This is a genomic window from Microcoleus sp. B9-D4 (genome assembly GCF_036705105.1).
Classification (GTDB): domain Bacteria; phylum Cyanobacteriota; class Cyanobacteriia; order Cyanobacteriales; family Microcoleaceae; genus Microcoleus.
In genome coordinates, this window is sequence record NZ_JAUBTS010000036.1 from 60,929 (window position 1) to 69,108 (window position 8,180).

Annotated in this window: 8 protein-coding genes and 1 pseudogene; 6 read left to right on the plus strand and 3 right to left on the minus strand. The window is 44.1% G+C overall.

The window, feature by feature from the left end; genetic code table 11:
• Positions 1 to 147 precede the first annotated feature (147 nt).
• The gene (locus QUB24_RS20640; protein WP_333155084.1) at positions 148 to 1,767 is read left to right on the plus strand and encodes an NAD(P)/FAD-dependent oxidoreductase; all 1,620 of its coding nucleotides are present in this window, start codon (positions 148 to 150) and stop codon (positions 1,765 to 1,767) included.
• Between the two features lie 6 nt (positions 1,768 to 1,773).
• Here the strand turns inward: QUB24_RS20640 and QUB24_RS20645 are convergent, their stop codons facing one another.
• The 3 genes and pseudogenes from QUB24_RS20645 to QUB24_RS20655 form a co-directional block, all read right to left on the minus strand.
• Positions 1,774 to 2,112, minus strand: coding sequence for a XisI protein (locus QUB24_RS20645; RefSeq protein WP_333155085.1), 339 nt, complete (start codon positions 2,110 to 2,112; stop codon positions 1,774 to 1,776).
• Positions 2,100 to 2,516, minus strand: a pseudogene (locus QUB24_RS20650) (XisH family protein). Before QUB24_RS20650 ends, QUB24_RS20645 begins: the two are co-directional and overlap by 13 nt.
• A gap of 2 nt (positions 2,517 to 2,518) precedes the next feature.
• On the minus strand, positions 2,519 to 3,070 hold the full coding sequence (locus tag QUB24_RS20655) for an acireductone dioxygenase (RefSeq protein WP_333155087.1): 552 nt from the start codon (positions 3,068 to 3,070) through the stop codon (positions 2,519 to 2,521).
• Positions 3,071 to 3,297: 227 nt separating this feature from the next.
• Between QUB24_RS20655 and QUB24_RS20660 the strand changes: the two genes are divergently transcribed.
• The 5 genes from QUB24_RS20660 to QUB24_RS20680 all read left to right on the plus strand — a co-directional run bounded on the left by QUB24_RS20660 (position 3,298) and on the right by QUB24_RS20680 (position 8,087).
• Positions 3,298 to 4,263 (plus strand): M48 family metallopeptidase, encoded by a 966-nt coding sequence (locus tag QUB24_RS20660; protein ID WP_333155088.1) that lies wholly within the window; start codon positions 3,298 to 3,300, stop codon positions 4,261 to 4,263.
• Between the two features lie 219 nt (positions 4,264 to 4,482).
• Positions 4,483 to 4,908 carry a DUF4359 domain-containing protein gene (locus QUB24_RS20665; RefSeq protein WP_333155089.1) on the plus strand — a complete coding sequence of 142 codons (426 nt, stop codon included), beginning with the start codon at positions 4,483 to 4,485 and terminating at the stop codon, positions 4,906 to 4,908.
• A 233-nt stretch (positions 4,909 to 5,141) separates the two neighbouring features.
• Positions 5,142 to 5,702: a TerD family protein gene (locus QUB24_RS20670; RefSeq protein WP_333155090.1), complete on the plus strand. Its 561-nt coding sequence runs from the start codon at positions 5,142 to 5,144 to the stop codon at positions 5,700 to 5,702.
• A gap of 33 nt (positions 5,703 to 5,735) precedes the next feature.
• The gene (locus QUB24_RS20675) at positions 5,736 to 5,921 is read left to right on the plus strand and encodes a hypothetical protein (RefSeq protein ID WP_333155091.1); all 186 of its coding nucleotides are present in this window, start codon (positions 5,736 to 5,738) and stop codon (positions 5,919 to 5,921) included.
• Positions 5,922 to 6,113: 192 nt separating this feature from the next.
• Entirely contained in the window at positions 6,114 to 8,087 is a 1,974-nt protein-coding gene (locus QUB24_RS20680; RefSeq protein ID WP_333155093.1) for a TerD family protein, read from the plus strand.
• The last annotated feature ends 93 nt before the right edge of the window (positions 8,088 to 8,180 follow it).

Here is an 8,180-nt window from a genome sequence, read left to right on the forward strand (position 1 = left end):
TGAGTTTGTGTGGAACAGGCATCTTGCCTGTTGTTGAATAAAATTGAGTTTGTGTGGAACAGGCATCTTGCCTGTTGCTAAGCGAGAATGGTGCAACATCTCAGTTAAATCCGTTACCCAATCTGTTGCCGAACTTCCCTCTGCTATATGTTAAGAATAACCGAAATAAAACTCCCCCTAGATCATCCTCAAGATGCGATCGCCAGCGCCATTCTCAAAAAGCTGCAAATTCCCCCCGAAGAATTGCTCGGCTATTCCATCTTCAAGCGCAGCTACGATGCTCGTAAAAAAGTAGAAATTCTCCTTGTCTATATTGTGGATGTAGAGACGACACAGGAAAAGCAACTTCTCCAACGCTTCAAAAAAGATCCTCATGTAATGGTAACGCCAGACACGAGTTATCGCTATGTAGCCAAAGCCCCCAGCAATTTGACGATTCGCCCCGTTGTGATTGGTACAGGGCCGTGCGGTATGTTTGCAGGTCTGATGCTGGCACAAATGGGGTTTCGCCCTATCCTTTTAGAACGCGGAAAAGCAGTGCGCGATCGCACAGTTGACACCTTTGGATTTTGGAAGAAAAAAGCAGAATTCAACCCAGAATCTAACGCCCAGTTTGGCGAAGGTGGTGCGGGTACTTTTTCCGATGGCAAACTCTACAGCCAAGTTAAAGATCCTCAGCATTATGGGCGGAAGGTGCTGACGGAACTTGTGAATGCAGGAGCTTCACCGGAAATTTTATATATTAATAAACCGCATATTGGCACTTTCAAACTGGTGGGAATTGTCCAAAGTCTACGCGCCAAAATTGAAGCATTAGGCGGAGAAATTCGGTTTCAAAGTCGTGTGGAAGATATCCACATCGAAAAGGGAAAAGTGCAGGGACTTACCCTCGCCAGCGGAGAATATATTGCTAGTAATTATATAGTTCTGGCGGTGGGACACAGCGCCCGCGATACTTTTGAAATGTTGTTTTCGCGCGGGGTTTACATCGAGCCTAAACCTTTTTCTATTGGTTTTCGGGTGGAACATCCCCAAACTATCATCGATCGCTGTCGTTTTGGCGATCGGGCGGGCCATAAGCTTTTGGGTGCCGCTGATTACAAACTGGTTCACCATTGCCAAAACAATCGTTCTGTATATAGTTTCTGTATGTGTCCCGGTGGTTTGGTAGTAGCGGCTGCGTCAGAACCGGGGCGACTTGTTACTAATGGGATGAGTCAATATTCTCGCAATGAACGCAATGCTAACAGCGGGATTGTGGTGGGTATCACGCCGGAGGATTATCCCGGTCATCCCTTAGCGGGAATTGAGTTTCAGCGTCGCCTAGAAGAACGGGCATTTGAGTTAGGAGGTGGCACTTACAACGCCCCTGGGCAGCTTGTGGGTGATTTTTTGGCAAATCGCCCTTCCACGGCGCTAGGCAGTGTGCAGCCGTCTTATACGCCGGGAGTTGTGATGACTGATTTGAGCGAAAGTTTGCCAGATTATGCGATCGCAGCTATCCGCGAAGCACTTCCGGCTTTTGACAAACAGATTAAAGGATTTGCGATGGATGATGCGGTTTTAACTGGCGTGGAAACGCGCACTTCTTCACCGATTCGGATTAAACGCAAGGAAGATTATCAGAGTTTGAATACAGAAGGTCTTTATCCTGCTGGGGAAGGTGCAGGATATGCGGGTGGAATCCTGTCGGCGGGGATTGATGGGATTAAGGTGGCGGAGGCGGTTGCTTTGAGTATTTTGCGATCTTCAAACCACAAAATTTGAGGCGGATCAACCAACTGCAAATTCGGTGTATTGTCGGACATGAGGTGCATGATAGGCTAGCACAATTTCCTGGGATGGGACACCTCGTGCTATTAATTGATCGGCGATCGCCTCTTCAGTCCCGTCATGCTGCACCCAAATTTTCCCATCTTTAATATCTACATGAATCACACAGCCATAAATCCGAGTGCTACCGTTTTTCCAACCCACATTTACAAGTTGATAGCGATCACTTACCAGATCGAAAATCGTCTCGCTGGAAACTGGATCGTTAGGCGATCGTCGCTGAGCTCGTTCAGTTAGCAACTCCTGAATATATTGACGATACAAACTTACTTTATCCATTGAGAAATCTCCTCTTTTTCGGTATCGTAAACTAAAAGCGGAATTTGATTGCGTTCAATCACCATTTGAATAAATGAGTATGTGAAAAATCTCGTGTAAATATCTAAGGGAACTGCCAGGTAAAGAGTTCTCTCTGGATCGTCCTATTCTAATACAATCCGATAGTTAATAAATTGTCCCACTGCGGTATGAAATTCTGAAATCGTCGATGGTGCCAAAAACGTTTTGATTTCAACCGCAATTTTTTCATTATCCTTTGTCGCTGCTAATAACTGTTCTGCACCCAGATCGATATAAAAATCCACAAATCCCAGATCGATATGATAAGGATCATGAGTAATTGTCCAATCCTGATTTTGGAGGGCAATCTTGACGAGTTCATGAAACTTATCTTTAGCTGGCATATTTAAACAGCAGCTAAACGCGATCGAATTTCCGTATCGGTATACTCCGGCGTCCAGCCTTCTTGCGTGGTAAAATAGCGCACCGCTTTAATTTTCCGGGCTGCTGTCAAATAAAACCAGTGTTCTGTATTCGCCGGCACGTTGATAAATTCTTCCGGCTGCACTGTGAGTTCGACTTGGCTGCCGTCGGGCCGCACGAAGCCGAAAATGCCCTCGCCTGCTACGATATAGCGGACTTCATCATCGGCGTGGATGTGGCACTTGTTGAATTTGGACAGCAAGGTGTCAAGGTTGGGAATGTCTGGGTGCAGTACGATTAAGTCGCGCGATTGATAGCCTGCGGTTTCCTTGAGTTGTTGAAAGTAGCCGTCGAGGGCTTGCAGCACTTGCTCTTTTTGATTGTCGTCAAGAGCATCTTTAGCTAACAAATTTTGAATTTCAGCACTGTCGCCCACGGGCCAGCGGTTGAGTTGAATGTTTAAGGCAGCGAGTTCTCGGGTAATGTCGCTTGGTTGAGTGTAGGTTGTACCGTTTTCGAGTTGCAGGATAGCCATTTTTGCACGTTCCAATTTTTGGGTGAGGCGATACACAGGCACTGTGAAAGATGTTTGTCGATCGCGCCTGTACCAGAATCACAATTTTAACGCTAATTTGAACAGGCTTTCCGCCCTGTTCCACAACAGTTAAATATTTGTCACAATAAGATTGATAAGTCAGGCGCCAGCTAGCACCCGCTGCGATCGGCTTTACTGATATCTTAAATGTAACTTTTGCAACAACTATGCCTACTTATACTGGAATTTCTAGCGAAGCATTTCAGCATCCCCTCGATCGCCAAGCCGAGGCAGCATTGCGGAGCGTACCTGGATTTGACTTAATTGCCAGCAAATTTGTAGAATTTGTCTACGAACGACCGCAATTCGTTTACCTAATGGGAAATAGCATTCAAGTCGGGCCACGCCAATATGCCAGCATTTATCATATATTTCGGGAGTGCGTGCAGGCTTTAGATGTTTTTCCAGAACCGGGTTTATTTGTTTCTCAGAATCCCTCAGTTAACAGCTATGCCTTGGGAAAAAACCAGCCTTATGTAGTATTAAACACTGGTCTTTTAGACTTGTTGGACGAGGCGGAACTGCGGGTAGTCTTGGCTCACGAGTTGGGACACATTAAATGCGGCCATCCAACTTTAAATCAAATGGCGATGTGGGCGATGAGCGTCGCCTCGACAATTGGCGAGATGACTTTCGGGCTGGGAAATATGGTCGGTAGCGGTTTAATTTTCGCTTTTTATGAGTGGCGGCGCAAGGCTGAATTGTCGGCCGACCGGGCGGCTTTGTTGGTGACGGATGACTTGAACAGTGTGATGAAGACGATGATGCAACTTGCGGGAGTTAGCAGTAAATATGCTGACCAATGCAGTTTGCAAGAATTTATCCGCCAGTCTGACAACTATCAAGAGCTCGATCGAGACAATCTCAACCAAGTGTATAAGTTTTTACTTTACAACGGCGGCCAGGGCGTGATGCTGAGTCACCCTTTCCCGGTGGAACGCCTGCGGTATTTGCGAGACTGGGCAAGTTCCGAGGAATACCGCCAAATTAAGCTGGGGAACTACAAGCGGGCTGTAGCCGAGGGTGCGGTTGATGTGAAGTCGCAAACGGCTAACAGTGAAACGGAGGCTTTGCGCCGTCAGATTGAAGAGTTGCAGCGGGAGATCGATCGGCAAAAATCAAAGCGAAACTAAGTTTCCTCGTCCCCAGGCTCTGCTTGGGAACCAGCTAAATGTTTGTTGAAGATTTACCGGATTTGAGGGAGGGGGAAACGTAAAAGGAAGGTAAACCAGTGAGAGACTTACTCGCAACTGGCCTCCAATCTAAAAACTGTCCCCTCCTTTCGGAAATCTGTTTCTGAGGAGGTGTAGTTTAAATCAAGAGAAGCTTATAAATCAACGGGGCTAAAAAAAATGAATATTGATAACGCAATGAATACTAACAAGCCAACTTCTAATTTTTTCGGCAATGTGGGAAAAGTGGCGATCGCCCTGACTCTTCTGGCTGCCGGCATGGCATTTACAAATCCTGGGAGAGATCAATACCTAACTTATGCTTCCGGCGTACTCCAAAACGAGTTGGAAAGCACTGTGTGCAAAGATTCTCGCGTGCCGAAAGCTTTGGGCGGAATTACAGATACTTTGATCGGCAGTTGCAAGAATTTGCTGACTTCGCAGCGGGGCACGATCGAAAGCTTGCTCGACAATACAACGCAGCGTCAGAATTTAGGCGTTGTCAGCATTTATACAACTGAACTGGGCAAAAAAAGCTATCAAACGGTTGGAGCTTTTGGGAATTTCGTGACGTTGCCGCCTAGTTCGGAAAATGCTCAAAATTAGAGTCAAATTAAGTTCAATTGTAGAAACCGGGTTTTGTAGAAAGCCCGGTTTTTGCTTAGGTAATTCTCTTTCAGTAAATCTCAATTAATTCGGAGAGCGGTAGCACATATTTTTAATTTGGCCCGCTATTAGAGACAAAATATTAAGTTTTCTTAAAGAAGAAAAGTTATTGTCCCACTTAATATTAACATTAACGCTATAAAGTTTGATGTTTAACAAATAAGCAGATGGCAATGCAATTAAGTAAGGGTGAGAGATTTAATCTTTCTAAAGAAGCGCCCGGTTTAAAAAAAATGGCGATCGCCCTCGGTTGGCAGGTGACAGAGGCAGGAGAAAGCTACGATATTGATGTCTCTGCGTTTATGCTAGGTGCTGACGGCAAAATACCTAACGATAAATATTTTATCTTTTACAATAATCTGCAATCCTTTGACAGTTCGGTACTGCAATCGATTCCTGACAAAAACAACCGAAGTCAAGAGAATAAGACTATTTACGGCGTTATCTTAGAAAGAGTTAATCCTGAAATTGAGGAAATAACTTTTGTTGTGACTATTCACGAAGCAGAGAAATTTAATGCAAATTTTAGCAATATCAAAAATGCTTTTATCAAAGTTTCCAATTTGGATACCAAAAGCGAACTTGTTCGGTATGAATTAAAAGAAAACTTTTCGCGAGAAACTGCGGTAGAATTTGGTCGTTTGTATAAAAAGAATGGAGAGTGGAGGTTTCAGGCGGTAGGAGCAGGATATCAGGCTGGATTGCAGAGTTTTGTGGACAAGTATTGCAGCTAAAGTAGTAATAATATTGCTCCAATTACTAATGAGTTGGCAACTGGAACAACAGCAGGTGATTTGCAGTTGCCGGCTTGGGAGTTGGAGGTGAAGTCAGAACCGGAAGCGGAACAGTCTCGTCTGGAGCTTTTGGTAACTTTGTTACCTTGCTACCTAGTTTTGAAAATGCTCCAAACTAATGTCAAATTAAGTTCAATTGTAGAAACCGCTTGGGGCTGAAAGCCCGGTTTTCACTTAGGTAATTCTCTGTAAGTAAATCTCAATAAATTCCGATACAGGCAGCAGATATTTTTAATCAAGCCCGCGATTAGAGAAACTCTGTTAAATTTCATTAATTAAAGAACTTATTCTGCCACTTAACATTAAGATTAGGAGTATAAAATTTTAGGTTTAACAAATAAGCAGATGGCAATGAAATTAAGTAAGGGTGAGAGATTTAATATCTCTCAAGAAGCGCCCGGTTTGAAAAAAATGGCGATCGCCCTCGGTTGGCAGGTGACAGAGGCTGGACAAAGCTACGAGATTGATGTCTCTGCATTTATGCTAGGTGCTGACGGCAAGCTACCTAACGATAAATATTTTATCTTTTACAATAATCTGCAATCCTGTGACGGTTCGGTACTGCAATCAATTTCTGACAAAAATAACCGAGGTCAAGAGAATAAGAGTATTTACGGAGTTATTTTAGAGAAAATCCATCCTGAAATTGAGGAAATAACTTTTGCGGTCACTATTCACGAAGCAGATAAAATCAAGGCAAATTTTAGCAATATCAAAAATGCTTTTATCAAACTTACCAATTTGGATACAAAAAGTGAACTTGTTCGGTATCAATTAAAAGAGAATTTTTCGCGAGAGACTGCTGTAGAATTTGGTCGTTTGTATACAAAGAATGGACAGTGGAGATTTCAGGCGGTAGGAGAAGGATATCAGGCAGGATTGCAGAGTTTTGTTGACAAGTATCACAGCGGAAATAGCAATAATATTGCTCCCATTAGTAGGGAGTTGACAGCGGGAACAACAGCAGATGATTTGCAGTTGCCTGCTTGGGATTTGGAGGTGGATTCAGAACCGGAAGCGGAACAGTCTCGTCAGACTCCAAGGGTACAGCCATCACGAATTAACAATCAAGTTAATAATTCGCGAAGTCGCAAAATACCCGCAGCTTTATTAGCAGGTTTAGGGGTTTTGCTGTTGGGGACAGGTGCAGGGACGATCGCCTTTATGCGATCGGCAAATGAAACGCTGAACCAAGCGAAAATACTGGCCGTTGAAACGCAGAATGCAGGGAAAGCCACCGATGTCAATCTGCTCAGAAGTTTTGAGCGACGGCTTAAAGAAACGATCGCCAATTTAGAGAAAATTCCTAACTTCCCCGGCTTTGGGTATCAGCAAGCTAGAGCAGATTTGCTGCAACTGCGCCCGAGTTTGGTTCCAGTAGCGCAAAATTTACAGGCGGCAGAAAGTCTAGAAAAAGCTCAACAATTGGCAATGGAAGCTGCTGTAGTTGTGCAAAAACCGCCTCATCCGATGGAAGTTTGGCATCAGTCGCAAAGTAAATGGCAACAGGCGATCGCACTTTTAGAAGCCATAGATTCACGTACACCTGTTTATAATCTAGCTCAAAATAAGTTATCTCATTACCGAGCCAATCACGCGGTTATCAGTCAAAGAGTTGCGATCGCTCAAAAAGCAGCAAATTTTAGCAACCAAGGTTCTTTGAAAGTTCAAAATGGAGATGTTGCGGGGGCGATCGCCAATTTTACTCAGGCTTTAGCACTGAATCCCAACATACCTCAAGCTTACCTCGGATTGGGGATTGCTACTGGCCAACAGGGAAACAAGCAGCAGGCAATTTACAATTACGATCGAGCCTTGAAATTTAATCCTAACTTGGCAGAAGCTTATTTCGGTCGCGGTCAAGCATACTATGAATTGGGAAACAAGCAAAAGGCGATCGGCGATTACGAACAAGCTATTCGCGTTAATCCTAATTATGGTTTGGCTTATTTGGAACGAGGTGCTATTCGCTGTATGTTGGGAACAAAATCGCCAGCAGTAGCAGACTTTCAACAAGCGGGAGAACTTTTCTTAAAGCAGGGAGACGGAAATAATTACAAATTAGCACAAAGCTTTATTAATGACTGTCAAGAACCGAGTGCAGAGTCTGCAATCTGCGATTATCGAAGGAACATAGACTCCTTCGGGAGACCCTGCGGTCGCTCTGTTAATGTTCCGATTATAATTAGAAGAAAATCGGCTATCGATGCCTCAAACTCTGACTCTACTAATATTAAAAGCAATAGCAGCGTTGAAAAAATCTCGCCTGAAAATTCAGATAGCAGCACCACAAGAACTCGCAGCAGGAGAAGAAGTAAAAGGTAAACGGCTGTTGCATTAGTTAGGGCTTGCTGAATAAGCCTAAAACCCTTACCTCAAAAGACTTTGACTCGCGTTCGGCGTTGACAATGTGTAAGA